A 26,253-nucleotide genomic window follows, 5' to 3' on the forward strand; every position below is an offset into this window, starting at 1 on the left:
CCCACCCCGCAGGTCCTCGCCACGCCGACGTCCTTCCCGAGGGCCACTACACCGCGCCCCCCGCCGACCTCAACGTCCTCGACCCCAAGGTGTGGTCGCGGACCGTCGAGCGCGACGAGCGCGGTGTCGCCACCGTCGGCGGGCGGAGCGTGACCGACCTCGCCGAGGAGTTCGGGACCCCCGCCTACTTCCTCGACGAGGCCGACTTCCGTGCCCGCTGCCGCGCCTGGGCCGAGGCCTTCGGCCCGGACGCCGACGTCTTCTACGCCGGCAAGGCCTTCCTCTCCCGGGCGATCGTGCGGTGGCTCACGGAGGAGGGACTGAACCTCGACGTGTGCTCCGGGGGCGAGCTCACCACCGCCCTGTCCGCCGGGATGCCTGCCGAGCGCATCGCCTTCCACGGCAACAACAAGAGCGAGCACGAGATCCGCACGGCCGTCGAGGCAGGCGTCGGGCGGATCGTGCTCGACTCCTTCCCCGAGATCGTGCGCGTCGCGCACATCGCGCAGTCCCTCGGCCGCCGCCAACCCGTGCAGATCCGCGTCACCGTCGGCGTCGAGGCCCACACCCACGAGTTCATCGCCACCGCGCACGAGGACCAGAAGTTCGGCATCGCGCTCGCCGGCGGCCAGGCCGCCGAGGCCGTCCGCCGGGCGCTGAGGCTGGACGGGCTCGAGCTCATCGGCATCCACTCGCACATCGGCTCGCAGATCTTCGACATGGCCGGCTTCGAGGTCTCCGCGCGGCGCGTCGTCCAGCTGCTCGCCGAGGTGCGCGACGAGCACGGCGTCGAGCTGCCCGAGATCGACCTCGGCGGCGGCCTCGGCATCGCGTACACCTCCGAGGACGACCCGCGCGAGCCGCACGAGATCGCCAAGGCGCTCAACGAGATCGTGACGCGCGAGTGCGAGGCCGCCGGGCTCCGTACCCCCCGGATCTCCGTCGAGCCCGGCCGCGCCATCGTCGGCCCCACCGCCTTCACCCTGTACGAGGTCGGCACCGTCAAGCCGCTCGACGGGCTGCGGACGTACGTCAGCGTCGACGGCGGCATGTCCGACAACATCCGCACCGCGCTGTACGACGCCGAGTACAGCGTCAACCTCGTCTCGCGGACCAGCGACGCCGCGCCGATGCTCTCCCGGGTCGTCGGCAAGCACTGCGAGAGCGGCGACATCGTCGTACGGGACGCCTTCCTGCCCTCGGACCTGGCACCCGGCGACCTCATCGCCGTGCCGGCCACCGGCGCGTACTGCCGCTCCATGGCCAGCAACTACAACCACGCGCTCCGGCCGCCCGTCGTCGCCGTCCGGGACGGCGAGGCGCGGGTCATCGTGCGCCGCGAGACGGAGGAAGATCTCCTGCGTCTCGACGTCGGGTGATGAAATAGTCGAGTGATGAAATAGATGTCTCACGATCCGGACGAGGGGCTGAAACCCCCGTCCGGTGAGTGAGACTGGATCCACCGTTGAGAACCGCAGAGACTCGAACGTAGAGATACGAAGTAGGACGGGAAAGAGGTCGGATGATGCGTACGCGTCCGCTGAAGGTGGCGCTGCTGGGCTGTGGAGTGGTCGGCTCAGAGGTGGCGCGCATCATGACGACGCACGCCGACGACCTCGCCGCGCGCATCGGCGCCCCGGTCGAGCTCGCCGGCGTGGCGGTCCGCCGCGCGGACAAGGTCCGCGAGGGCATCGCCCCGGAGCTGATCACCACCGACGCCACCGCCCTCGTCAAACGCGGGGACATCGACGTGATCGTCGAGGTCATCGGCGGGGTCGAGCCGGCCCGCACCCTCATCACCACCGCGTTCGAGCACGGCGCCTCCGTCGTCTCGGCGAACAAGGCGCTGCTCGCCCAGGACGGCGCGAGTCTCTACGCCGCCGCCCAGGAGCACGGCCAGGACCTCTACTACGAGGCCGCCGTCGCCGGCGCCATCCCGCTGATCCGCCCGCTGCGCGAGTCCCTCGCCGGCGACAAGATCAACCGGGTGATGGGCATCGTCAACGGCACGACGAACTTCATCCTCGACAAGATGGACACCTCCGGGGCCGGCTACTCCGAGGCGCTCGACGAGGCCACCGCCCTCGGGTACGCCGAGGCCGACCCCACCGCCGACGTCGAGGGCTTCGACGCCGCCGCCAAGGCCGCCATCCTCGCCGGGATCGCCTTCCACACCCGGGTCCGCCTCGACGACGTCTACCGCGAGGGCATGACCGAGGTCACCGCGGCCGACTTCGCCTCCGCCAAGCAGATGGGCTGCACCATCAAGCTGCTCGCCATCTGCGAGCGCGCCGCCGACGGCGAGTCCGTCACCGCGCGCGTGCACCCGGCGATGATCCCGCTCAGCCACCCGCTGGCGTCCGTCCGCGAGGCGTACAACGCGGTCTTCGTGGAGGCCGACGCCGCCGGACGGCTCATGTTCTACGGCCCCGGGGCGGGCGGCTCGCCGACCGCCTCCGCCGTACTCGGCGACGTCGTCGCCGTCTGCCGCAACCGTCTCAACGAGGCGACGGGCCCCGGCGAGTCCGCGTACACCCAGCTGCCCGTGAGCTCCATGGGCGAGGTCGTGACGCGGTACCACATCAGTCTCGACGTGGCCGACAAGCCGGGCGTGCTCGCCCAGGTCGCGACGGTCTTCGCCGAGCACGGCGTATCCATCGATACGGTGCGCCAGAAGGGCAAGGACGGCGAGGCCTCCCTCGTCGTCGTCACCCACCGCGCGCCCGACGCCGCCCTCTCCGGGACCGTCGAGGCGCTGCGCAAGCTCGACACCGTGCGCGGTGTCGCCAGCATCATGCGTGTTGAAGGGGAGTAAAGGACCCATGACCCACAAGGGCACCCACCAGTGGCGCGGCATCATCGAGGAGTACCGGGACCGCCTTCCGGTCACGGACACGACGCCGGTCGTCACGCTCCGTGAGGGCGGCACGCCGCTCGTACCCGCTCAGGTCCTCTCCGAGCGCACGGGCTGCGAGGTGCACCTCAAGGTCGAGGGCGCCAACCCCACCGGCTCCTTCAAGGACCGGGGCATGACCATGGCCATCACCCGGGCCAAGGAGGAGGGCGCGCAGGCCGTCATCTGCGCCTCCACCGGCAACACCTCCGCCTCGGCCGCGGCCTACGCGGTGCGCGCCGGCATGGTCTCGGCCGTCCTCGTGCCGCAGGGCAAGATCGCCCTCGGCAAGATGGGCCAGGCCCTCGTGCACGGCGCGAAGATCCTCCAGGTCGACGGCAACTTCGACGACTGCCTGACCCTGGCCCGCAGCCTCTCCGAGAACTACCCGGTGGCGCTGGTCAATTCGGTCAACCCGGTCCGCATCGAGGGCCAGAAGACCGCCGCCTTCGAGATCGTGGACATGCTGGGCGACGCGCCCGACATCCACGTCCTGCCCGTGGGCAACGCCGGCAACATCACGGCGTACTGGAAGGGGTACCGCGAGTACGCCGAGGACGGCCTCGCGACGCACCGCCCGCGCATGTGGGGCTTCCAGGCCTCCGGATCCGCCCCGCTGGTCCGCGGCGAGGTCGTCAAGGACCCGTCGACGATCGCCACCGCGATCCGCATCGGCAACCCGGCCTCGTGGGACTACGCGCTCGCCGCGCGCGACGAGTCGGGCGGCTTCATCGACGAGGTGACGGACCGTGAGATCCTGCGCGCCTACCGGCTGTTGGCCGCGCAGGAGGGCGTCTTCGTCGAGCCGGCCTCGGCCGCTTCGGTCGCCGGTCTGCTGAAGGCCGCCGAGCAGGGCAAGGTCGACCCCGGGCAGCGGATCGTCTGCACGGTGACCGGAAACGGCCTCAAGGACCCCGACTGGGCCGTCGCCGGCGCGCCGCAGCCGGTCACCGTCCCGGTCGACGCGGTCGCCGCGGCCGAGCGCCTCGGTCTGGCCTGATCCTCACCCCTCCGCGCAGGGAAACGTGCTGGTCGAAACCCGATCAGGAACGTACATAGGCGCACAGGTTGGCTCGCGACACGCATCGTGCGCCTCCTGTGCGCCCTATGTCGCGGCAGAACCTTCCTTCGATAGGCTGTACCGAACCCGCCCCGACGCATATGCGCGGTGTGGTTGCCGTCGTCGCCTCCGTGGCTGAAACGGCCCCCGGGTTCCCGGCACTTCTCTTGAGAACACCCGCCGAAACGCCCTGCCGAAGCACCCCCGCACCACCCTTCGCAACACCTTCTGAAACACCCGCTGTTCCAGAACAACCCGTTGTCGCAATCAAGGAGAGTCATCGAGCGATGGCCGGTCCAGCGTTCCGCGCCGCCGCCGTACGGGTGCGCGTCCCCGCCACCAGCGCCAATCTCGGTCCGGGCTTCGACGCCTTCGGCCTGTCGCTGGGGCTCTACGACGACGTGGTCGTCCGTGTCGCCGACTCCGGGCTGCACGTCGACATCGCGGGCGAGGGCGCCGAGACGCTCCCGCGCGACGAGAGCCACCTCCTCGTACGCTCCCTGCGCACCGCCTTCGACCTGCTCGGCGGACAGCCGCGCGGCCTGGAGGTCGTCTGCGCCAACCGCATCCCGCACGGCCGCGGCCTCGGCTCCTCCTCCGCCGCCATCTGCGCCGGCATCGTCGCCGCCCGCGCCGTGACGATAGGCGGGGACGCCCGGCTCGACGAGGCCGCCCTGCTGGAGCTGGCCACCGAGATCGAGGGTCACCCCGACAACGTCGCCGCCTGTCTCCTCGGCGGATTCACGCTCGCGTGGACCGAGTCCGGTGCCGCGCGGGCCATCAGGATGGATCCCTCGGATTCCATCGTTCCGGTGGTTTTCGTCCCCGGTAAGGCGGTCCTGACCGAGACCGCCCGCGGACTCCTGCCGCGCACCGTCCCGCACGTGGACGCCGCAGCCAACGCCGGACGCGCCGCCCTCCTCGTCGAGGCCCTGACCCGCCGCCCCGAGCTGCTGCTCGCGGCCACCGAGGACCGGCTGCACCAGGAGTACCGGGCTCCCGCGATGCCCGACAGCATCGCCCTCGTGAACCGGCTGCGGGCGGACGGCGTCCCCGCGGTCATCTCCGGCGCGGGCCCCACGGTCCTCGCGCTGGCCGAACACGGGACGGCCGACAAGGTCGCCCGCCTGGCGGGCGAGGGCTGGGCCGCGAACCGGCTCGACCTCGACGCCTCCGGAGCGAGCGTCCTTCCGCTGGCGCCCTAGGCGCACGGCGGCCGGACGCCGGGCAGCGTCCGGACAGGAGATTGCCGGTGAGGGAGAGGGGGAATGTTTGTCGGAGCCGGTAGTGTTAACCTCAAGTCAGCACCCGGCGCCTTTGTGGCGCGGTGCTGAGTGTCCCCATCAGGGACCACCGATTCTTCCGGGAGCCTCCCCAACTGCCTGAGCAGCCTGCCTGAGCAGTTTCGAGCACGCTCCGGAACCGGCACGACACCCCTCGCTCTTCAGCAGTGAGGGCCGAGCAGGGGGCGCTCGGGCCGGACCCCAGCACGTTTCTCTCCGCCGTACCCGGCGGGACCACCGCCCCGGTCACGGTCCACCCACATGGGACCGCTGCCGGACAGCACAACCGGTCGCCGAGCCAGATGGCCGACGTCCGCTCCAGGGAAGGACCCTTCGTGAGCGACACCACCGATCTGATGGGCGTGACTGCCGACAGCAGTGTCGACGCCGCCGCGCCCGCCGCAGGTGCTGCCACCGGCGGCACCGCACGGCGCCGCCGCTCCGGCACCGGCCTCGAGGGCATGGTCCTGGCCGAGCTGCAGCAGGTCGCGTCCGGCCTCGGCATCAGGGGCACCGCGCGGATGCGCAAGAGCCAGCTGATCGAGGTCATCAAGGAGGCGCAGGCCGGTGGAGGTTCCGCCGCCCCCGCCAAGACCGCCGACGCCGCCGAGACCAAGCCGAAGCGCCGCACCACCGCCAAGGCCCGTACGGGTGAGACCGCTGCCGAGGGCGCCGAGCCCAAGGTCGACAAGGCCGAGAAGGCCGTCGCCCAGCAGCAGATCGACATCCCGGGCCAGCCGGCCTCCGACGACCAGCCCGCGGGCGAGCGTCGTCGTCGCCGTGCCACCGCCCCCGCCGGCTCTCCGGAGGGCGAGACCAAGGCCGAGGCCGCGCAGGCGGTCAGGACCGAGACCCGTACCGAGGCCAAGGCCGACGCGGGCACCGACACCAAGGCCGAGGCCGCCGGCGACGGCGCCGAGGGCCGTGGCCGCCGTGACCGCGGCGAGCGCGGGGAGCGCGGCGACCGCCGTGAGCGCCGTGACCGTCAGCGCGACCGCGGCAAGGGCGACGAGCAGCAGGGCGGCGGCCAGGGCGGCCAGCGCCAGCGCCAGGGCGGCCAGGGTCAGCAGACCCAGGGCCAGCAGCAGGGCGGCGGCCAGCAGGCCGGTCCGCAGGACGACTACGACGACGCCGACGGCGGTCGCCGGGGTCGCCGCGGCCGCTACCGCGACCGCCGTGGACGCCGTGGCCGTGACGACTTCCAGGCCGGCGAGCCGCAGGTCGCGGACGACGACGTCCTGATCCCCGTCGCGGGCATCCTCGACATCCTCGACAACTACGCGTTCATCCGGACCTCGGGCTACCTGCCCGGTCCGAACGACGTGTACGTCTCCCTCGCCCAGGTCCGCAAGAACGGCCTGCGCAAGGGCGACCACGTCACCGGCGCCGTGCGGCAGCCGAAGGAGGGCGAGCGCCGCGAGAAGTTCAACGCGCTGGTCCGCCTGGACTCGGCGAACGGCATGGCCGCCGACTCCGGCCGAGGCCGTCCCGAGTTCAACAAGCTGACCCCGCTCTACCCGCAGGACCGGCTCCGCCTGGAGACCGACCCGGGCGTGCTGACCACGCGGATCATCGACCTCGTGTCGCCGATCGGCAAGGGCCAGCGCGGTCTGATCGTGGCCCCGCCGAAGACCGGCAAGACCATGATCATGCAGGCGATCGCCAACGCGATCACGCACAACAACCCCGAGTGCCACCTGATGGTCGTCCTGGTCGACGAGCGTCCGGAAGAGGTCACCGACATGCAGCGGTCGGTCAAGGGCGAGGTCATCTCCTCGACCTTCGACCGTCCGGCCGAGGACCACACCACCGTCGCCGAGCTGGCCATCGAGCGCGCCAAGCGCCTCGTGGAGCTGGGTCACGACGTGGTCGTGCTGCTCGACTCGATCACCCGTCTGGGCCGCGCGTACAACCTCGCGGCGCCGGCCTCCGGCCGCATCCTGTCCGGTGGTGTCGACTCGACCGCGCTCTACCCGCCGAAGCGCTTCTTCGGTGCGGCGCGCAACATCGAGGACGGCGGCTCGCTGACCATCCTGGCCACCGCGCTGGTCGACACCGGTTCGCGCATGGACGAGGTGATCTTCGAGGAGTTCAAGGGCACCGGCAACATGGAGCTCAAGCTCGACCGGAAGCTCGCCGACAAGCGCATCTTCCCGGCCGTCGACGTCGACGCCTCGGGTACGCGTAAGGAAGAGATCCTGCTCGGCAGCGACGAGCTCGCCGTCACCTGGAAGCTGCGTCGTGTGCTGCACGCGCTCGACCAGCAGCAGGCGATCGAGCTGCTGCTCGACAAGATGAAGCAGACGAAGTCGAACGGCGAGTTCCTGCTCCAGATCCAGAAGACCACGCCGGGCGGCAAGAACGACGACTGAGGCGACTGAGGTGTGACCTGCATCACACTTCGGCCCGACGGTCCGATCGGGGCCTCGGCCTCGTAATCCGGTCGTGACCTGCGTGAACCACTGCGCCCACCGTGCCCCGCACGGTGGGCGCAGTGCTGTGCTGCCCCCGCGCACCCCCAAACCTCACAGGCCCGTATGCAACCCTTTTGGGCGCTTCACCGTCACACGTGGTGAACCTAGGGCCCGAGGGATGGCGATGAGCGAGCAGAACAAGAGCGGCCGAATACCCGGCGCCGGGAACGGCCGCCGCCGCAAGGAGCGCGCGAAGCGCAGCCGCAGGGCGGCCGTGCTGGTCTCCGGCGCCCTCGCCGTCCTCGTGCTCGGCGGCACGGGCCTCGGCTACGTCTACGTCAAGCTCGACGGCAACCTCGAGACCGTCGACATCAACGCCCAGCTGGGCACCGACCGCCCCGACGACGTCGACAACGGCTCCCTGGACATCCTCGTCCTCGGCTCCGACTCCCGCTCCGGCGACAACGGCGCCTACGGCAAGGACGAGGGCGGCGCCCGCTCCGACACCGCGATGGTCGTCCACGTCTACGAGGGCCACAAGAGGGCGAGCGTCGTCTCCGTCCCCCGCGACACCCTCGTCGACCGCCCGAAGTGCACCGACGCGCAGGGCGCCACCGTCGCCGGCGAGCGGCGCGCCATGTTCAACACGGCGTACGAGGTCGGCGGGCCCGCCTGCGCCGTCAAGACCGTCGAGTCGATGTCCGGCATCCGCATGGACCACTACATCGAGGTCGACTTCACCGGCTTCAAGAAGCTCATCGACAAGCTCGGCGGGGTGGAGATCACCACCACCGCGCCCATCAGGGACGGCAAGAGCCACCTCGACCTCGCGCCCGGCACCCACACCCTCGACGGCGAGCAGTCCCTCGGCCTGGTGCGGACCCGCAAGAGCGTCGGCGACGGCAGCGACCTCGGCCGCATCCAGCTCCAGCAGGCCTTCATGAAGGCCTTCATGAACCAGGTCAAGGACGTCGGCGTCCTCAGCAACCCGAAGAAGCTCCTCGACCTCGCCGACGCCGCCACCAAGGCCATCACGCCCGACTCCGAGCTCGACTCGGTCCAGGAGCTGATGGGCTTCGCCAAGGGCCTCTCCGGCATCGGCGCCCAGAACGTCCACATGGTCACGCTGCCCGTCGAGTACGACCCCCGCGACCCCAACCGCGTCGTGCCCCTGGAGGCCCAGTCGCGGCAGGTCTGGACGGCCCTGAGGAAGGACCTGCCGATCCCGGCCTCGGCGACGAAGGACGCCGCCACCGGCCAGGCCGACGGCATCGTGAAGTAGCCCGCCGACCGGCCCCCGGGAGCGTCGTCGCGCAGCCCGCCGACCGTCCCCGGGGCCAGCGTCGAGCAGCCCGCCGGCCCCCGCGCGGGGCGCCAGGAATACTTTCCCCCTCACCCCGGTTTGGGGAGATGCGGCCAGTCCTGGCAGACTGGTACGTCGGCCCCGGTTCACGCCTGCCGCGACCTGCGGAAGCGACCCGGAGCCCTCCCGAAACTAGGAGACACCTTGAAGCGCGAGATCCACCCCGAGTACGTCGAGACCCAGGTCAGCTGCACCTGTGGCGCGTCGTTCACCACCCGGAGCACCCTGACCGAAGGCACCATCCGTGCCGAGGTCTGCTCCGAGTGCCACCCGTTCTACACGGGCAAGCAGAAGATCCTCGACACCGGCGGCCGCGTCGCCCGCTTCGAGGCCCGCTTCGGCAAGGCCGGCTCCGCCAAGTAGCGAGCCCCTGCGCCGGTCCACGGTCGCCCCGCGCGGGCGGCCGGGACCGGCGCTTTGCCGTCCCCGTAGCAACTGACGAAACACCCAGGAGCCCCCGATGTTCGAGGCGGTCGAGGAACTGGTCGGCGAGCACGCCGGCCTCGAGACGAAGCTCGCAGACCCTTCGGTCCACGCCGACCAGGCGAACGCGCGCAAGCTGAACAAGCGCTACGCCGAGCTGACCCCGATCGTCGCCGCCTACCGGTCCTGGAAGCAGACCGGTGACGACATCGAGACCGCCCGCGAGCTGGCCCAGGACGACCCGGACTTCGCCGCCGAGGTCAAGCAGCTGGAGAAGGACCGGGAGGAGCTCACCGAGAGGCTCCGCCTGCTCCTCGTCCCGCGCGACCCGAGCGACGACAAGGACGTCATCCTGGAGATCAAGGCGGGCGCCGGCGGCGACGAGTCCGCCCTCTTCGCCGGCGACCTGCTCCGCATGTACCTCCGGTACGCCGAGCGCGTCGGCTGGAAGACCGAGATCATCGACGCCACCGAGTCCGAGCTGGGCGGCTACAAGGACGTCCAGGTCGCCGTGAAGACCAAGGGCGGCAACGGCGCCACCGAGCCCGGCCAGGGCGTCTGGGCGCGCCTGAAGTACGAGGGCGGGGTGCACCGCGTGCAGCGCGTGCCCGCCACCGAGTCGGCCGGCCGCATCCACACCTCCGCCGCCGGCGTGCTTGTCACGCCCGAGGCCGAGGACGTCGAGGTCGAGGTCCTCGCCAACGACCTGCGCATCGACGTCTACCGCTCGTCGGGCCCCGGCGGCCAGTCGGTCAACACCACCGACTCCGCCGTCCGCATCACGCACCTGCCGACCGGCATCGTCGCCTCCTGCCAGAACGAGAAGAGCCAGCTCCAGAACAAGGAGCAGGCCATGCGCATCCTGCGCTCCCGGCTCCTCGCGGCCGCCCAGGAGAAGGCCGAGGCCGAGGCCGCCGACGCCCGCCGCAGCCAGGTCCGCACCGTGGACCGGTCCGAGAAGATCCGTACGTACAACTTCCCGGAGAACCGGATCTCGGACCACCGCGTCGGCTTCAAGGCGTACAACCTCGACCAGGTGCTCGACGGCGACCTGGACCCGATGATCCAGGCCTGCGTCGACGCCGACTCGGCCGCCAAGCTCGCCGCGGCGTAAGTGGCGCCCGTTCCGTAAGCCCCACCCCGCACCACGGAGGACCAGCGTGCAGTCACTTTCTGGGGGGCGACCCCCAGGCCCCCGCAGTCTGCTGCTTGCCGAGGTGGCCCAGGCCACCCAGCGGCTGGCCGACGCCGGCGTTCCCTCACCGCGTTTCGACGCGGAGGAGCTCGCCGCGTTCGTGCACGGCGTCAAGCGGGGGGAGCTGCACAACGTCAAGGACGCGGACTTCGACGCCCGCTACTGGGAGACGGTCGCCCGCCGCGAGGCCCGCGAACCGCTCCAGCACATCACCGGGCGGGCCTTCTTCCGGTACCTGGAGCTCCAGGTCGGGCCGGGCGTCTTCGTGCCCCGCCCGGAGACCGAGTCGGTCGTCGGCTGGGCCATAGACGCCGTCCGCGCGATGGACGTCGTCGAGCCGCTCATCGTCGACCTCTGCAGCGGCTCCGGAGCCATCGCCCTCGCGATGGCCCAGGAGGTGCCACGCTCGCGCGTGCACGCGGTCGAGCTCTCCGACGACGCCCTCGTCTGGACCCGGAAGAACGCCGAGGGCTCCCGCGTCACCGTCCACCAGGGCGACGCGCTCCGCGCGCTCCCCGAGCTGGACGGCCAGGTCGACCTGGTCATCTCGAACCCGCCGTACATCCCGCTCACCGAGTGGGAGTACGTGGCGCCCGAGGCCCGCGACCACGACCCGGAGATGGCCCTCTTCTCCGGCGAGGACGGTCTCGACACCATCCGCGGCATCGAGCGCACCGCCCACCGGCTGCTCCGTCCCGGCGGCCTCGTCGTCATCGAGCACGCGGACACCCAGGGCGGGCAGGTGCCGTGGATCTTCAACGAGGAGGCCGGCTGGGCGGACGCCGCCGACCACCCGGACCTGAACAACCGGCCGCGCTTCGCGACCGCCCGCAAGGCAATGCCATGACCGCCATGACCGCGAAGACGAACCACGTGTACGAGGAGGCCGGGAACTGATGGCACGGCGATACGACTGCAACGAGGCGACCGACCGCGTGACCGGTCTGCGCGAGGCCGCGTCCGCCGTCCGCCGCGGCGAGCTGGTCGTGCTGCCCACCGACACCGTGTACGGGATCGGGGCGGACGCCTTCGGCAGCGAGGCCGTGGCGGACCTGCTCGCCGCCAAGGGCCGGGGCCGCACCATGCCCACGCCCGTGCTCATCGGCTCCCCGAACACCCTCCACGGCCTGGTCACGGACTTCTCCGAGCAGGCGTGGGAACTCGTCGACGCGTTCTGGCCCGGCGCCCTCACCCTGGTCGCCCGGCACCAGCCGTCCCTCCAGTGGGACCTCGGCGACACCCGCGGCACCGTCGCCATCCGCATGCCGCTGCACCCGGTCGCCATCGAGCTCCTCACCGAGGTCGGCCCGATGGCCGTCTCCTCGGCGAACCTCACCGGGCACCCGTCCCCCGAGGACTGCGACGCGGCCCAGCAGATGCTCGGCGACTCCGTCTCCGTCTACCTCGACGGCGGCCCCACGCCCGGCATCGTCCCCTCGTCCATCGTCGACGTCACGGGGAAGGTCCCGGTACTGCTCCGCGAGGGCGCGCTCTCGCCGGAGGAGCTCCGGAAGGTCGTACCCGACCTCGAGGTGGCGAATTGACCGCCCCTGAGGGGCGTGGCATAGCGGGGTTCGACGACAGCACCTCCTTCCGCATCCTCCACGTCAGCACCGGCAACGTGTGCCGCTCGCCCATCACCGAGCGGCTGACCCGCCATGCCCTGAGTGACCGCCTCGGCGATCCCCTGGGCGGCGGCCTGATCGTGGAGAGCGCGGGCACGTGGGGCCACGAGGGCGCCCCGATGGAGGCCAACGCGGAACTCGTCCTCGCCGACTTCGGCGCGGACTACAGCGGCTTCGTCGGCCGCGAACTCCTCGACGAGCACGTCATCCGCGCCGACCTGGTCCTGACCGCGACCCGCGACCACCGCGCCCAGGTCATCTCGATGGGCCACTCGGCGGGGCTGCGCACCTTCACCCTGAAGGAGTTCACCCGGCTGGTCCGGGCGATCGACCCGGCGACGCTCCCGGACGCCCACGACGAGGGCATGGTGGAACGCGCGCGTGCGCTGGTCCGCGCGGCGGCGGCTCTCCGCGGGTGGCTCCTGGCCCCCTCGGTGGACGCCGACGAGGTCAACGACCCGTACGGCGCCCCGATCACCTTCTTCCGCTCGATCGGCGACGAGATCAACCAGGCCCTGGACCCGGTGGTGACGGCTCTGACGGGCGTGCGGGCGCGCGACTGACGGCAGGCTGACGCCGGGGCTCTGTTCGCCGGGCGGGTGGGGGCCCGGCTGCCTACATTGGTGCTGACATCCCTTCACGCCCGGAGTCAGCCATGCCGGTCACCGCTCCCCCCGAAGAGGCTCTCGACGTCCTGCGCCGGCAGGACCCGGAGGTCGCCGACGTGCTGCTCGGCGAGGCGCGGCGGCAGGCCGACAGTCTGCAGCTGATCGCCGCCGAGAACTTCACCTCGCCCGCCGTCCTCGCCGCCCTCGGTTCGCCGCTCGCCAACAAGTACGCCGAGGGATACCCCGGGGCCCGTCACCACGGCGGCTGCGCGTACGCCGACGCCGCCGAGCGGATCGCCGTGGAACGGGCCACCGCGCTCTTCGGGGCCGAGCACGCGAACGTCCAGGCGCATTCGGGCTCCTCGGCCGTCCTGGCGGCGTACGCGGCCCTTCTCAGGCCCGGTGACACGGTCCTGGCCATGGGCCTCGGGCACGGCGGGCACCTCACCCACGGTTCGCCCGCCAACTTCTCCGGCCGCTGGTTCGACTTCGTCCCGTACGGGGTCGACGCCGAGACCGGGCTCGTCGACTACGAGCAGGTCGCCGCCCTCGCCCGCCACCACCGCCCCAAGGCGATCGTCTGCGGCTCGATCTCGTATCCCCGGCACCTCGACTACGCCCTCTTCCGCGAGATCGCCGACGAGGTCGGCGCCTACCTGATCGCCGACGCCGCCCACCCCATCGGCCTGGTCGCCGGGGGAGCGGCGCCCAACCCCGTCCCGTACGCCGACGTCGTCTGCGCGACCACCCACAAGGTGCTCCGCGGGCCGCGCGGCGGCATGGTCCTCTGCGGCGAGGAGCTGGCGGAGCGGATCGACCGGGCCGTCTTCCCGTTCACCCAGGGCGGGGCCCAGATGCACACCATCGCGGCGAAGGCGGTGGCCTTCGGGGAGGCGTCCACGCCGGCCTTCACCGGCTACGCCCACCAGGTGGTCGAGCACGCGCGCGTGCTCGCGGCCGCGCTCGCCGCCGAGGGCTTCGCGCTGACCACCGGCGGCACCGACACCCATCTCATCACCGCCGACCCCGCGCCCCTCGGCGTCGACGGCCGCACCGCCCGCGCCCGGCTCGCCGCCGCCGGCATGGTCCTGGACACCTGCGCCCTGCCCTACGGCGAGGGGCGGGGGATCCGGCTCGGCACCGCGGCGGTCACCACCCAGGGGATGGGCGCACCGGAGATGGCGCGGATCGCGGCGCTGTTCACCTCGGCGCTGCGGGACGACCCCGCGGAGACGGCCCGGGTACGCGCCGAGGTGCGGGCGCTGACCGGCGGGTTTCCCCCGTATGGCGGCTGAGGAACGGTCCGGGGAAGTCGCCGTGCAACCGTTCGGGCCCCCGGGGTGTCTCCAAGCACATGGACGGCACGGCTAGGGTGTGGGGCTGAGATGGCCAGCGAAACCTGTGGGGCAGCCCGTGCGTGATTACCTGCTGACGCTCTGTGTCACGGCCGCGGTGACCTATCTGCTCACCGGTCCGGTGCGGAAGTTCGCCATCGCGACCGGGGCGATGCCGGAGATCCGTGCCCGAGACGTACACCGAGAACCGACTCCGCGGCTCGGTGGCATCGCCATGTTCTTCGGGCTCTGCGCGGGACTCCTCGTCGCCGACCACCTGCAGAACCTGAACAGCGTCTTCGAGCTCTCCAACGAGCCGCGCGCGCTGCTCTCCGGTGCCGCCCTGATCTGGCTGATCGGCGTCCTGGACGATAAGTTCGAACTGGACGCGCTGATCAAGCTGGGCGCGCAGATGATCTCGGCGGGCGTCATGGTGGCGCAGGGTCTGACGATCCTGTGGCTGCCGATCCCGGGTGTCGGGGTCGTCTCGCTGACCCCGTGGCAGGGCACGCTCCTGACCGTGGCCCTGGTCGTCCTCACCATCAACGCGGTCAACTTCGTGGACGGCCTGGACGGTCTCGCGGCCGGCATGGTCTGCATCGCCGCCGCCGCCTTCTTCCTGTACGCGTACCGCCTCTGGTACGGCTACACGATCGAGGCCGCCGCCCCGGCGACGCTCTTCACCGTCATCCTCATGGGCATGTGCCTGGGCTTCCTGCCGCACAACATGCACCCCGCGCGGATCTTCATGGGCGACTCGGGCTCGATGCTGATCGGCCTGATCCTGGCCGCGTCGGCGATCTCGATCACCGGCCAGGTCGACCCGGACGCGCTGAAGATCTTCGAGGGCTCGACCCGTGAGGCCACGCACGCCGCCCTGCCGGTCTTCATCCCGCTGCTGCTGCCGCTGACGATCATCGCGATCCCGATGGCGGACCTGGTCCTGGCGATCGTGCGCCGTACGTGGAAGGGCCAGTCGCCGTTCGCGGCGGACCGCGGACACCTGCACCACCGGCTCCTGGAGATCGGCCACTCGCACAGCCGAGCGGTCCTGATCATGTACTTCTGGTCGGCGCTGATCGCCTTCGGGACGCTGGCGTACTCGGTCCACTCGGCGTCGATGTGGATCGTCCTCTGCGTCGTCGCGCTCAGCGCGATCGGCCTCGTGCTGCTCCTGCTGCCGCGCTTCACCCCGCGTGCGCCCCGCTGGGCCGAGTCGGTCGTACCGCCCCGCTACCGCCGCCGCAAGCGGGTTCCCGTCGTGGAGGCCGCTCCGGCGCCGGCGCGGGTCGAGGAGGAGCGCGTTCCGGTGCCCGCGGGAATCAACGGGTCCACCGCCATCGGCAACCGCGGCCGCTTCACCGACAGGCGTAAGGCCGGAACGCCGAGTTGACGAAAGCCGCATTCGCGGCCATTAGCAGACAACGCGCCGTGGTGTCGCGCACACACGCGCAGGGTCACTCTCATGTGTGACTGTTGGCACACCTTATGGGTAAAGACCTATTCAAATAGTTTGTGATACGGTTCACGAGACCCGGCGACAGTGCCGAAAGACCGTAGTGCGACGGTCATTTGGCCCCGAGACCCACCTCGGACCGGGCTTACGCTCGTCCTTGACGACACCATCGCCCCCTTCAGCAAGCGGAGACACCGCCATGCCGTCCAACGACGCACGCATCCTTCTGCACACCGTCATCCCCACCGCTGCCGTCGGCGCGATCGCCACGGTCATCAGCGCTGTGGTCGCCGGTGGCAAGGGCGCGCTCGGCGCCGTCGTCGGCACCCTGGTCGTGCTTCTCTTCATGGGGATCGGGCAGGTCGTCCTGCAGCGGACGGCGAAGTCGCTCCCGCATCTGTTCCAGGCCATGGGGCTCATGCTCTACACGGCCCAGTTGCTGGTGCTCTTCATCTTCCTGGCTCTGCTCAAGGACACCACCCTGTTCAACTTCAAGGCCTTCGCCTTCACGCTGCTCGCGGCGACCGTGGTGTGGGTCGCCGCACAGGCGCGTGCCTACATGAAGGCCAAGATCACGTACATCGACCCCGGAAACACGGGGTCGAAGTCGTGAAGGGTAGGGCCGGGATAAAGCCGCGTTCGGCTTCCTGCTATCGTCCGGTGCCAACTGCGGCACTGCGGGCGCGGGCATCCGAGACGCCTGTCCCAGCGCGAGGCTCGATGCCTGACCGCCGCCCCCCAATCCGTAAGACCAGTCCAGTGCCGACCCGCGGCTGCGTGCCGCGCCGACACAACGAGGTTGCCGTACCTATGCGCCACGCTGAAGGAGCCCGCGGTGAGTGCTGACCAGACGCTTGCCTTCGACCCGGATTGCCACATCTTCAGTGGATGTGGCTTCCCGGCGCCGGGCCTGCACACGTTCATGTACGAGCCCATCGCCACGGTGGGGGGCATCGAGTTCACCAAGCCGATGCTGCTCGCCATCCTCGGCTCCATCGTGGTCGTCGGGTTCTTCTGGGCCGCCTTCAACAAGCCCAAGCTGATCCCCGGCAAGATGCAGATGGTCGGCGAGGCCGGTTACGACTTCGTGCGCCGCGGCATCGTCTACGAGATCATCGGCAAGAAGGACGGCGAGAAGTACGTCCCCTTCATGGTGTCGCTGTTCTTCTTCGTCTGGATCATGAACCTCTGGTCGATCGTTCCGCTCGCCCAGTTCCCGGTCACCTCGCTGATCGCCTTCCCGGCCGGTCTCGCGCTGATCGTCTACGTCATGTGGATCTCGCTGACGTTCAAGAAGCACGGCTTCGTCGGTGGCTGGAAGAACATCGTCGGCTACGACAAGTCGCTCGGCGCGATCCTTCCGATGGTCGTCGTCCTCGAGTTCTTCTCGAACCTGCTGATCCGGCCCTTCACGCACGCGGTGCGACTGTTCGCGAACATGTTCGCCGGTCACCTGCTGATCGTGATGTTCTCGCTGGCCACCTGGTACCTCATGAACGGCCTGGGCTTCGTCTACGCCGGCGCCTCGTTCGTGATGGTCCTCGTGATGACCGCCTTCGAGCTCTTCATCCAGGCCGTCCAGGCGTACGTCTTCGTCCTCCTGGCCTGCAGCTACATCCAGGGCGCGCTCTCCGAGCACCACTGAGCCGATCCGTCCCGGATCGTGGCTTCACCCCCAATCCAACAGTCGTCCGGTGGCCAACCCCCACCGGGTCATTGAAAGAGAAGGAAGTAACGGCATGTCCGCTGCTCTCGAACTGGTCAACCTCGCCGCCCCCGGTGACTCCGCCAAGACCACCCTCGTCGGCAACGTCGCGTCCATCGGCTACGGCCTCGCCGCGATCGGCCCCGGCGTCGGCGTCGGCATCATCTTCGGTAACGGTACGCAGGCGCTCGCCCGTCAGCCCGAGGCCGCCGGTCTCATCCGTACCAACCAGATCATGGGTTTCGCCTTCTGTGAGGCGCTCGCCCTCATCGGCATCGTCATGGGCTTCGTCTACCAGTAAGCCGGACCGACTGCCCGATTCTTTATACGGAAGGCACTGATGTGAACGCTCTGCTTCTTGCGGCGGCGGAGGAGCCCCAGCCTCCTCTGATCCCGCATCTCGACGAGCTCGTCATCGGCCTGATCGCCTTCGTCATCGTCTTCGGCTTCCTCGCCAAGAAGCTCCTCCCGAACATCAACAAGGTTCTGGAGCAGCGCCGCGAGGCCATCGAGGGTGGCATCGAGAAGGCCGAGTCGGCCCAGATCGAGGCTCAGAGTGTGCTGGAGCAGTACAAGGCCCAGCTCGCCGAGGCCCGCCACGAGGCCGCGCGTCTCCGCCAGGAGGCGACGGAGCAGGGCACCGCGATCATCCAGGAGATGAAGGCGGAAGGCCAGCGCCAGCGCGAGGAGATCATCGCGGCCGGCCACACGCAGATCGAGGCCGACCGCAAGGCCGCCTCCGCTTCGCTGCGGCAGGACGTGGGCAAGCTCGCCACCGACCTGGCGGGCAAGCTGGTCGGCGAGTCCCTCGAGGACACCGCCCGCCAGAGCCGGACGATCGACCGCTTCCTCGACGAGCTCGAGGAGAAGGCGGAGGCCGTCCGATGAACGGAGCGAGCCGTGAGGCACTGGCCGCCGGCCGTGAGTCCCTCGACGCGCTGACCGACAACACGTCGGTCGACGCGACGAAGCTCGCGGACGAGCTGGCCGCAGTCACCACGCTGCTCGACCGCGAGGTGTCGCTGCGCCGGGTCCTGACCGACCCCGCGCAGTCGGGTGAGGCCAAGGCCGAGCTCGCGCAGCGACTCCTGAGCGGTCAGGTGGGCGGCGAGACCGTCGACCTGGTGTCCGGCATGGTGCGTTCCCGCTGGTCGCGTTCGCGTGACCTGGTCGACGCGGCCGAGGAGCTGGCGAACACCGCCGACCTCACCGCGGCGCAGAAGGCGGGCGCCCTCGACGGTGTCGAGGACGAGCTGTTCCGCTTCGGCCGGATCGTGTCCTCCAGCCACGAGCTCCGCTCGGCGCTGACGGACAAGTCCGCCACGGCCACCGCCAAGGGCGAGCTGCTCCGCAGCCTGCTCGGCGGCAAGGCCAACGCCACCACCGAGCGTCTGGTCGTCCGTCTGGTGACCCAGCCCCGGGGACGTAGCCTGGAAGCGGGACTCGAGTCCCTCTCCAAGCTCGCCGCGGCGCGCCGGAACCGGATGGTCGCCGTCGTCACCTCGGCGGTGCCGCTGTCGGACCAGCAGAAGCAGCGCCTCGGAGCCGTACTCGCCAAGCTGTACGGCCGCGAGATGCACCTGAACCTGGACGTGGACCCCGCGGTCCTCGGCGGGATCACGGTGCAGGTCGGCGACGAGGTCATCAACGGCTCGATCGCGGAGCGCCTCGACGAGGCGACCCGTCGACTGGCCGGCTGACGACCGGCACCAGCAGCACAAGGCATCACAGCTACACAGCATCACCAGCGGCCCGGTTGGGCCGTGCAGAGATTGCAGAAGATTCCTGGGGGTCGGCCCCCAGACCCCTTAAGAAACTTCGGGCCCAACAAGGAGAGCAGGGAACCCAGATGGCGGAGCTCACGATCCGGCCGGAGGAGATCCGGGACGCACTGGAGAACTTCGTCCAGTCGTACCAGCCGGACGCGGCCTCGCGCGAGGAGGTCGGCACGGTCAGCCTGGCCGGTGACGGTATCGCGAAGGTCGAGGGTCTTCCCTCGGCCATGGCGAACGAGCTGCTGAAGTTCGAGGACGGGACCCTCGGTCTCGCGCTGAACCTCGAAGAGCGCGAGATCGGTGCGATCGTCCTCGGCGAGTTCAGCGGCATCGAGGAGGGGCAGTCGGTGCAGCGCACCGGCGAGGTCCTCTCCGTCGGCGTCGGTGAGGGATACCTGGGTCGCGTCGTCGACCCGCTCGGCAACCCGATCGACGGTCTCGGCGAGATCGCGACCGAGGGCCGCCGCGCCCTCGAGCTGCAGGCCCCGGGCGTGATGGCCCGTAAGTCGGTGCACGAGCCGATGGAGACCGGCTACAAGGCCGTCGACGCCATGACGCCGGTCGGCCGTGGTCAGCGTCAGCTGATCATCGGTGACCGTCAGACCGGCAAGACCGCTCTGTGTGTCGACACGATCATCAACCAGCGCGACAACTGGCGCTCGGGCGACGTGAACAAGCAGGTCCGCTGCATCTACGTCGCCGTCGGCCAGAAGGGTTCGACCATCGCGTCCGTGCGCGGCGCCCTGGAAGAGGCCGGTGCGCTCGAGTACACGACGATCGTCGCCGCCCCGGCGTCCGACCCGGCCGGCTTCAAGTACCTGGCGCCGTACACCGGCTCCGCCATCGGCCAGCACTGGATGTACCAGGGCAAGCACGTCCTGATCGTCTTCGACGACCTGTCGAAGCAGGCCGACGCCTACCGCGCCGTGTCGCTGCTGCTGCGCCGCCCGCCGGGCCGTGAGGCCTACCCGGGTGACGTCTTCTACCTGCACTCGCGTCTCCTGGAGCGCTGCGCGAAGCTCTCGGACGAGCTGGGTGCCGGTTCGATGACCGGTCTTCCGATCGTCGAGACCAAGGCGAACGACGTGTCGGCGTTCATCCCGACCAACGTCATCTCCATCACCGACGGCCAGTGCTTCCTGGAGTCCGACCTGTTCAACGCCGGCCAGCGTCCGGCTCTGAACGTCGGTATCTCGGTCTCGCGTGTCGGTGGCTCCGCCCAGCACAAGGCGATGAAGCAGATCTCCGGTCGCCTCCGCGTGGACCTGGCCCAGTTCCGTGAGCTGGAGGCGTTCGCCGCCTTCGGTTCCGACCTGGACGCCGCGTCCAAGGCGCAGCTGGAGCGTGGACAGCGCATGGTCGAGCTGCTCAAGCAGGCTCAGTACCAGCCGATGCCCACCGAGAACCAGGTCGTCTCCGTCTGGGCCGGCACCACCGGCAAGATGGACGACGTCCCGGTCGTCGACATCCGCCGCTTCGAGGCCGAGCTCCTGGCGTACCTGCGTCAGAACCACTCGGGCCTCATGACCTCCATCCGTGAGGGCGGCAAGATGTCCGACGACACCCTGACGGCCGTGGGCGACGCCATCGCGGAGTTCAAGAAGCAGTTCGAGACCTCTGACGGCAAGCTGCTGGGCGAGGACGCTCCTGCCGCCGTCAACGTCTCGAAGTGACGACGGAAGGGACCTGACTCATGGGAGCGCAGCTCCGGGTCTACAAGCGTCGCATCAAATCCGTCACCGCGACGAAGAAGATCACCAAGGCGATGGAGATGATCGCCGCCTCGCGTGTCGTCAAGGCGCAGCGCAAGGTGCAGGCGTCGACTCCGTACGCGACCGAGCTGACGCGCGCGGTCACGGCGGTGGCCACGGGTGCGAACGACAAGCACCCGCTGACCACCGAGGCGGAGAACCCGATCCGTGCCGCGGTCCTGCTCCTCTCGAGCGACCGCGGTCTGGCCGGTGCCTTCAACTCCAACGCCATCAAGGCCGCGGAGAGGCTGACGGCGAAGCTGGAGGGCGAGGGCCGCGAGGTCACGATCTACGTGGTCGGCCGTCGTGGCATCGCGCATTACAACTTCCGTGAGCGGAAGCTGGCCGGCTCGTGGACCGGGTTCACGGACCAGCCGTCGTACGGCGACGCCAAGACGATCGCGGCTCGGCTGATCGAGGCGATCGAGCAGGACACGGCGGAGGGTGGTGTGGACGAACTCCACATCGTCTACACCGAGTTCGTCTCGATGATGACGCAGACGGCGGTCGAGGCCCGGCTGCTGCCCCTCAGCCTCGACGAGGTGGCGAAGGAGGCGGGCGACAAGGACACCCTTCGTCCGCTGTACGACTTCGAGCCGTCGGCGGAGGACGTCCTCGACGCCCTGCTGCCCCGGTACGTCGAGAGCCGGATCTACAACGCGCTGCTGCAGTCGGCTGCTTCCAAGCACGCCGCCACGCGACGCGCGATGAAGTCGGCGACCGACAACGCGGGAGACTTGATCAACAACCTCTCCCGACTTGCCAACGCGGCCCGCCAGGCCGAAATCACCCAGGAAATCAGCGAGATCGTCGGTGGCACCGCAGCCCTGGCCGACGCGACCGCGGGGAGTGACAAGTAATGACGACCACTGTTGAGACGGCCGCCGCCACGGGCCGCGTCGCCCGGGTCATCGGCCCGGTCGTCGACGTGGAGTTCCCCGTCGACGCGATGCCGGAGATCTACAACGCGCTGAACGTCGAGGTTCCGGACCCGGCCGTCGAGGGCGGGACGAAGACCCTGACCCTCGAGGTCGCCCAGCACCTCGGTGACGGCGTCGTCCGCACCATCTCGATGCAGCCCACCGACGGCCTGGTCCGCCAGGCCCCGGTGACCGACACCGGTACGGGCATCACGGTGCCCGTCGGTGACGTCACCAAGGGCCGCGTGTTCAACACGCTGGGTCAGGTGCTGAACGCGGACGAGTCCACCGTTGCCGACGCGCCGCGCTGGACCATCCACCGCAAGGCCCCGGCCTTCGACCAGCTCGAGTCCAAGACCGAGATGTTCGAGACCGGCCTGAAGGTCGTCGACCTTCTCACCCCGTACGTCAAGGGTGGAAAGATCGGTCTGTTCGGTGGTGCCGGTGTCGGCAAGACCGTTCTGATCCAGGAAATGATCGTCCGTGTGGCCAAGCTGCACGACGGTGTGTCGGTCTTCGCGGGCGTCGGCGAGCGCACCCGTGAGGGCAACGACCTCATGGTGGAGATGGAGGAGGCCGGCGTTCTGGACAAGACCGCCCTGGTCTTCGGCCAGATGGACGAGCCCCCGGGCACCCGTCTCCGCGTGGCCCTCGCCGGTCTGACCATGGCGGAGTACTTCCGCGATGTGCAGAAGCAGGACGTGCTGTTCTTCATCGACAACATCTTCCGCTTCACCCAGGCCGGTTCCGAGGTGTCGACCCTGCTCGGCCGTATGCCCTCCGCGGTGGGCTACCAGCCGAACCTGGCCGACGAGATGGGTCTCCTCCAGGAGCGCATCACCTCGACCCGTGGTCACTCGATCACCTCCATGCAGGCGATCTACGTCCCCGCCGACGACCTCACGGACCCGGCGCCGGCGACCACCTTCGCCCACCTCGACGCGACGACGGTTCTCTCCCGTCCGATCTCCGAGAAGGGCATCTACCCGGCCGTGGACCCGCTGGACTCCACGTCCCGGATCCTGGACCCGCGCTACATCGCGCAGGAGCACTACGACGCCGCCACGCGCGTCAAGGGGATCCTGCAGAAGTACAAGGACCTCCAGGACATCATCGCGATCCTCGGTATCGACGAGCTGAGCGAGGAGGACAAGCTCGTTGTCCACCGCGCCCGCCGTGTCGAGCGCTTCCTGTCCCAGAACACCCACGCGGCGAAGCAGTTCACCGGTGTGGACGGTTCGGACGTTCCGCTCGACGAGTCGATCGCCGCGTTCAACGCGATCTGCGACGGTGAGTACGACCACTTCCCCGAGCAGGCGTTCTTCATGTGCGGTGGCCTCGAGGACCTCAAGGCCAACGCCAAGGAGCTCGGCGTCTCCTGAGCCCCGTGCTCTCCCGAGGGGGGCGGGATTCCGGTCCCGCCCCCCTCACCACGCCCCTTAGAATTGACCCCAACACCCGGCACGACCGCCGGGTGGTGACCCGAGGAGCCACCCTTGGCTGCTGAGCTGCACGTCGAGCTGGTCGCCGCGGACCGGAGTGTCTGGTCCGGCGAGGCCACCCTGGTCATCGCGCGTACCACCTCCGGCGACATCGGCGTCATGCCCGGCCACCAGCCGCTGCTCGGTGTGCTGGAGTCGGGCCCGGTGACCATCCGTACCAGTGAGGGCGCGACCGTCGTCGCCGCCGTCCACGGTGGATTCATCTCGTTCGCCGACGACAAGCTGTCGCTGCTCGCGGAGGTCTGCGAGCTGGCGGACGAGATCGACGCCCAGCGCGCCGAGCGCGCGCTGGAGCGTGCGAAGTCGGATTCCGACGCGGCCGCCGAGCGGCGCGCCGACGTCCGGCTGCGCGCGGTAGCGGTCCGCTGACGGTCCGCGCAGAGTAGTGCCCTCAGCCGCGGCACGGTCTGGAACCCTCCAGACCGTGCCGCGGCTGAGGCGATGCAGATGCAGGTCGTATTCGGTTCTGCCGGCGGTGTCGGCTACGGGACGCAGCGAGGAGGTCGGTGAAGATGTTCCTCGCTCTGCTCGTGTGCGGCCTGGTCGTCGCACTGGTGGTGATCGGACTCTTCGTCTTCGGCTTGCGCCGAAGGCTGATCCAGCGTGCCGGCGGCACCTTCGACTGTTCGCTGCACTGGAACGTCCCGGACGATCCGGATCCGAGCGGCAAGGGCTGGACCTACGGTGTGGCCCGCTACAGCGGTGACGAGATCGCCTGGTTCCGGGTCTTCTCGTACGCGCCCCGCCCGCGCCGTGTCCTGGAGCGCTCGTCCATCGTGGCCCTGGAGCGCCGGACGCCGGAGGGCGAGGAGGAGCTCGCGCTGCTCTCCGACATGGTGATCCAGCCCTGTATGTACGAGGGCGTCCGGCTGGAGCTCGCGATGAGCGAGGACGCCCGGACGGGTTTCATGGCCTGGCTGGAGGCGGCGCCTCCCGGGCAACGGGTGAATGTGGCTTGAGTTCCTTGCCCGTTGGCTGGGGGTCCCCCCGGACGAAGTCTGGGGGAGGGTGAACGGCGAGGAAGCGGGGGTCGGCGTGCTGCGCCGGCCCCCGCTTCTTCATGACCCCGTGGGGGGTTAGTTCAGACCGGTGTTGATGGCACCGACGAGTTCGCCGTTGCTGGTGTCACCGCTGAACTCCCAGAAGAACGCTCCGCCGAGGCCCTGGTTCTTGGCCCAGCTCATCTTCGAGTTCACGGTGGCGGGGGTGTCGTAGCTCCACCAGTTGCTGCCGCACTTGGCGTACGCCGTGCCCGCGATGGTGCCGGTGGCCGGGCAGGTGTTCTTGAGGACCTTGTAGTCCTCGATGCCCGGCTCGTAGGTGCCGGGGGCGGGGCCGGTCGCCGTGCCGCCGGGGGCGGCCTGGGTGACGCCGGTCCAGCCGCGTCCGTAGAAGCCGATGCCGAGCAGCAGCTTGTTGGCGGGGACGCCCTTCGCCTTGAACTTGGCGATCGCCTCGGCGGAGTTGAAGCCCTGCTGCGGGATGCCGGCGTACGCGGTCAGCGGGGAGTGCGGGGCCGTCGGACCCTGCGCCGCCCAGCCGCCGAAGAAGTCGTACGTCATGACGTTGAACCAGTTCATGTACGGCGCGGCGCCCGCGTAGTCGGCTGCGTCGATCTTGCCGCCGGTGGAGGCGTCGGCCGTGACGGCCGCGGTCACCAGGTAGTTGGCGCCGAACTTGGCCCGCATGGCCTGCATCATGTTCTTGAAGGAGGCGGCGCCGCTGGTGTCACAGGAGAGACCACAGGCGTTCGGGTACTCCCAGTCCAGGTCGATGCCGTCGAAGACGTCGGCCCAGCGCGGGTCCTCGACCAGGTCGTAGCAGGACTGCGCGAAGGCCGCCGGGTTCTGGACGGCCTGGCCGAAGCCGCCCGACCAGGTCCAGCCGCCGAAGGACCAGAGGATCTTGATGTTCGGGTAGGCCTTCTTCAGCTTGCGCAGCTGGTTGAAGTTGCCGCGCAGCGGCTGGTCCCAGGTGTCGGCGACGCCGTCGACGGACTGGTCGGCGGTGTAGGCCTTGTCGTAGTCGGCGTAGGAGTCACCGATGGTGCACTTGCCGCCCTGGACGTTGCCGAAGGCGTAGTTGATGTGGGTGATCTTGGACGCGGAGCCCGAGGTCACGATGTTCTTCACGTGGTAGTTGCGGCCGTAGACGCCCCAGTTGGTGAAGTAGCCCATCTTCACCGCGTTGGGGTTCGGCTGGCCGCCGCCGCCACCGGTGGTGCGGACCGGGGTCTCGCCTGAGGCGGGGCCCGTCTGGTCGACGGTGTCACGGGCGACGACCGTGTAGCTGTAGTCGGTGCCCGCGGTCAGGCCCGTGTTGGTGTACGTGAGGCCGGTGACGGTGGCGACCGTCGCGCCGTCCCGCTTGACGTCGTAGTTCTTGACGCCCTTGTCGTCGGTGGCCGCGGTCCAGGTGAGCTTCACCGAGGTGTCGGTGATGTCGGAGGCCACGGGGGTGCCGGGGGCCGAGGGGGCGTTGTCGCCGGGCTGGCTGGTGCCGTCGCAGGCGGCGCCGTTGATCTTGCAGCCGCTGGGGGCGCCGGGGCCCGCGCCGTTGTAGCCGAAGGAGACCGAGGCGCCGGGGGCGAGGGTCCCGTTCCAGCCGACGTTCTTGGCGGTCCAGTGGTTGCCGGAGCTGGTGACGGTGGCGTCCCAGGCGGAGGTGACGGACGTACCGGTGGGGTAGTCCCACTCGACGGTCCAGGAGCTGATGGTGGTGGTGCCGGTGTTCTTGACGGTCCAGTTGGCACCGAATCCGGTGCCCCAGTCCTGGGTCTTGGTGTACGTGGCGGTGGCCGAGGTGGCCGCTTCCGCGGGGGTTGCGAGGCCGACCATGGCGGCCAGGGGCAGGATCAGGGCGGTCAGGCCGGCGGCGGCCCGGTGTCTGAACCCTGTTCTGCGCGTCGGTGCTTGAGTGCTCAACGGTGCTCCTCAAGTTGCGGAC

The 26,253-nt window shown here is 69.9% G+C and carries 24 protein-coding genes; 23 read left to right on the forward strand and 1 reads right to left on the reverse strand.

Annotated features, from left to right (window positions below; genetic code table 11):
- The 23 genes from lysA to EAO70_RS31395 all read left to right on the forward strand — a co-directional run.
- On the forward strand, positions 1-1,379 hold a 1,379-nt coding region (gene lysA, locus EAO70_RS31285; RefSeq protein WP_187284111.1), incomplete at its 5' end, for a diaminopimelate decarboxylase.
- 143 nt (positions 1,380-1,522) lie between these two features.
- Positions 1,523-2,815, forward strand: coding sequence for a homoserine dehydrogenase (locus EAO70_RS31290; RefSeq protein WP_148006176.1), 1,293 nt, complete (start codon positions 1,523-1,525; stop codon positions 2,813-2,815).
- 7 nt (positions 2,816-2,822) lie between these two features.
- Positions 2,823-3,893: a threonine synthase gene (thrC, locus tag EAO70_RS31295; protein WP_148006177.1), complete on the forward strand. Its 1,071-nt coding sequence runs from the start codon at positions 2,823-2,825 to the stop codon at positions 3,891-3,893.
- A 347-nt stretch (positions 3,894-4,240) separates the two neighbouring features.
- A complete protein-coding gene (gene thrB / locus EAO70_RS31300) occupies positions 4,241-5,158 on the forward strand; it encodes a homoserine kinase (protein WP_148006178.1) in 918 nt (305 codons plus the stop codon).
- 413 nt (positions 5,159-5,571) lie between these two features.
- Positions 5,572-7,608, forward strand: a complete 2,037-nt coding sequence (rho, locus tag EAO70_RS31305) for a transcription termination factor Rho (RefSeq protein ID WP_315986260.1) — start codon at positions 5,572-5,574, stop codon at positions 7,606-7,608.
- Positions 7,609-7,834: 226 nt separating this feature from the next.
- Positions 7,835-8,932 (forward strand): LCP family protein, encoded by a 1,098-nt coding sequence (locus tag EAO70_RS31310; protein WP_148006180.1) that lies wholly within the window; start codon positions 7,835-7,837, stop codon positions 8,930-8,932.
- Positions 8,933-9,157: 225 nt separating this feature from the next.
- A complete protein-coding gene (rpmE, locus tag EAO70_RS31315) occupies positions 9,158-9,376 on the forward strand; it encodes a 50S ribosomal protein L31 (RefSeq protein ID WP_030321069.1) in 219 nt (72 codons plus the stop codon).
- 97 nt (positions 9,377-9,473) lie between these two features.
- A complete protein-coding gene (gene prfA, locus EAO70_RS31320) occupies positions 9,474-10,550 on the forward strand; it encodes a peptide chain release factor 1 (protein ID WP_148006181.1) in 1,077 nt (358 codons plus the stop codon).
- A gap of 46 nt (positions 10,551-10,596) precedes the next feature.
- Positions 10,597-11,478: a peptide chain release factor N(5)-glutamine methyltransferase gene (gene prmC / locus EAO70_RS31325; protein WP_187284112.1), complete on the forward strand. Its 882-nt coding sequence runs from the start codon at positions 10,597-10,599 to the stop codon at positions 11,476-11,478.
- A 49-nt stretch (positions 11,479-11,527) separates the two neighbouring features.
- Complete coding sequence (locus tag EAO70_RS31330; RefSeq protein ID WP_148006183.1) at positions 11,528-12,175, forward strand: L-threonylcarbamoyladenylate synthase; 648 nt, start codon at positions 11,528-11,530, stop codon at positions 12,173-12,175.
- On the forward strand, positions 12,172-12,819 hold the full coding sequence (locus EAO70_RS31335) for a protein-tyrosine-phosphatase (protein WP_148006184.1): 648 nt from the start codon (positions 12,172-12,174) through the stop codon (positions 12,817-12,819). Before EAO70_RS31330 ends, EAO70_RS31335 begins: the two co-directional genes overlap by 4 nt.
- A 92-nt stretch (positions 12,820-12,911) precedes the next feature.
- Entirely contained in the window at positions 12,912-14,159 is a 1,248-nt protein-coding gene (gene glyA / locus EAO70_RS31340) for a serine hydroxymethyltransferase (RefSeq protein ID WP_148006185.1), read from the forward strand.
- Positions 14,160-14,277: 118 nt separating this feature from the next.
- On the forward strand, positions 14,278-15,591 hold the full coding sequence (locus EAO70_RS31345) for an MraY family glycosyltransferase (protein WP_148006186.1): 1,314 nt from the start codon (positions 14,278-14,280) through the stop codon (positions 15,589-15,591).
- A 262-nt stretch (positions 15,592-15,853) separates the two neighbouring features.
- A complete protein-coding gene (locus tag EAO70_RS31350; protein ID WP_148006187.1) occupies positions 15,854-16,267 on the forward strand; it encodes a hypothetical protein in 414 nt (137 codons plus the stop codon).
- Positions 16,268-16,489: 222 nt separating this feature from the next.
- Positions 16,490-17,299, forward strand: coding sequence for a F0F1 ATP synthase subunit A (gene atpB / locus EAO70_RS31355; RefSeq protein ID WP_030321087.1), 810 nt, complete (start codon positions 16,490-16,492; stop codon positions 17,297-17,299).
- Between the two features lie 94 nt (positions 17,300-17,393).
- Positions 17,394-17,660, forward strand: coding sequence for an ATP synthase F0 subunit C (gene atpE, locus EAO70_RS31360; RefSeq protein ID WP_055599282.1), 267 nt, complete (start codon positions 17,394-17,396; stop codon positions 17,658-17,660).
- Between the two features lie 41 nt (positions 17,661-17,701).
- On the forward strand, positions 17,702-18,247 hold the full coding sequence (locus tag EAO70_RS31365) for a F0F1 ATP synthase subunit B (RefSeq protein ID WP_073808580.1): 546 nt from the start codon (positions 17,702-17,704) through the stop codon (positions 18,245-18,247).
- A complete protein-coding gene (locus EAO70_RS31370) occupies positions 18,244-19,059 on the forward strand; it encodes a F0F1 ATP synthase subunit delta (protein WP_148006188.1) in 816 nt (271 codons plus the stop codon). Before EAO70_RS31365 ends, EAO70_RS31370 begins: the two co-directional genes overlap by 4 nt.
- 149 nt (positions 19,060-19,208) lie before the next feature.
- Positions 19,209-20,807: a F0F1 ATP synthase subunit alpha gene (gene atpA / locus EAO70_RS31375; protein ID WP_015036207.1), complete on the forward strand. Its 1,599-nt coding sequence runs from the start codon at positions 19,209-19,211 to the stop codon at positions 20,805-20,807.
- Between the two features lie 20 nt (positions 20,808-20,827).
- Positions 20,828-21,745: a F0F1 ATP synthase subunit gamma gene (locus EAO70_RS31380; RefSeq protein WP_148006189.1), complete on the forward strand. Its 918-nt coding sequence runs from the start codon at positions 20,828-20,830 to the stop codon at positions 21,743-21,745.
- Complete coding sequence (atpD, locus tag EAO70_RS31385) at positions 21,745-23,187, forward strand: F0F1 ATP synthase subunit beta (protein ID WP_148006190.1); 1,443 nt, start codon at positions 21,745-21,747, stop codon at positions 23,185-23,187. Before EAO70_RS31380 ends, atpD begins: the two co-directional genes overlap by 1 nt.
- A 114-nt stretch (positions 23,188-23,301) precedes the next feature.
- Positions 23,302-23,676 (forward strand): F0F1 ATP synthase subunit epsilon, encoded by a 375-nt coding sequence (locus tag EAO70_RS31390; protein WP_053648591.1) that lies wholly within the window; start codon positions 23,302-23,304, stop codon positions 23,674-23,676.
- A 143-nt stretch (positions 23,677-23,819) separates the two neighbouring features.
- Complete coding sequence (locus EAO70_RS31395; RefSeq protein WP_148006191.1) at positions 23,820-24,266, forward strand: DUF2550 domain-containing protein; 447 nt, start codon at positions 23,820-23,822, stop codon at positions 24,264-24,266.
- Between the two features lie 117 nt (positions 24,267-24,383).
- Here EAO70_RS31395 and EAO70_RS31400 read toward each other — a convergent pair whose 3' ends face one another.
- Positions 24,384-26,231 carry a glycosyl hydrolase family 18 protein gene (locus tag EAO70_RS31400; protein ID WP_402115445.1) on the reverse strand — a complete coding sequence of 616 codons (1,848 nt, stop codon included), beginning with the start codon at positions 26,229-26,231 and terminating at the stop codon, positions 24,384-24,386.
- Positions 26,232-26,253: the final 22 nt, after the last annotated feature.

The organism is Streptomyces sp. adm13(2018) (assembly GCF_008042145.1).
Classification (GTDB): Bacteria; Actinomycetota; Actinomycetes; order Streptomycetales; family Streptomycetaceae; genus Streptomyces.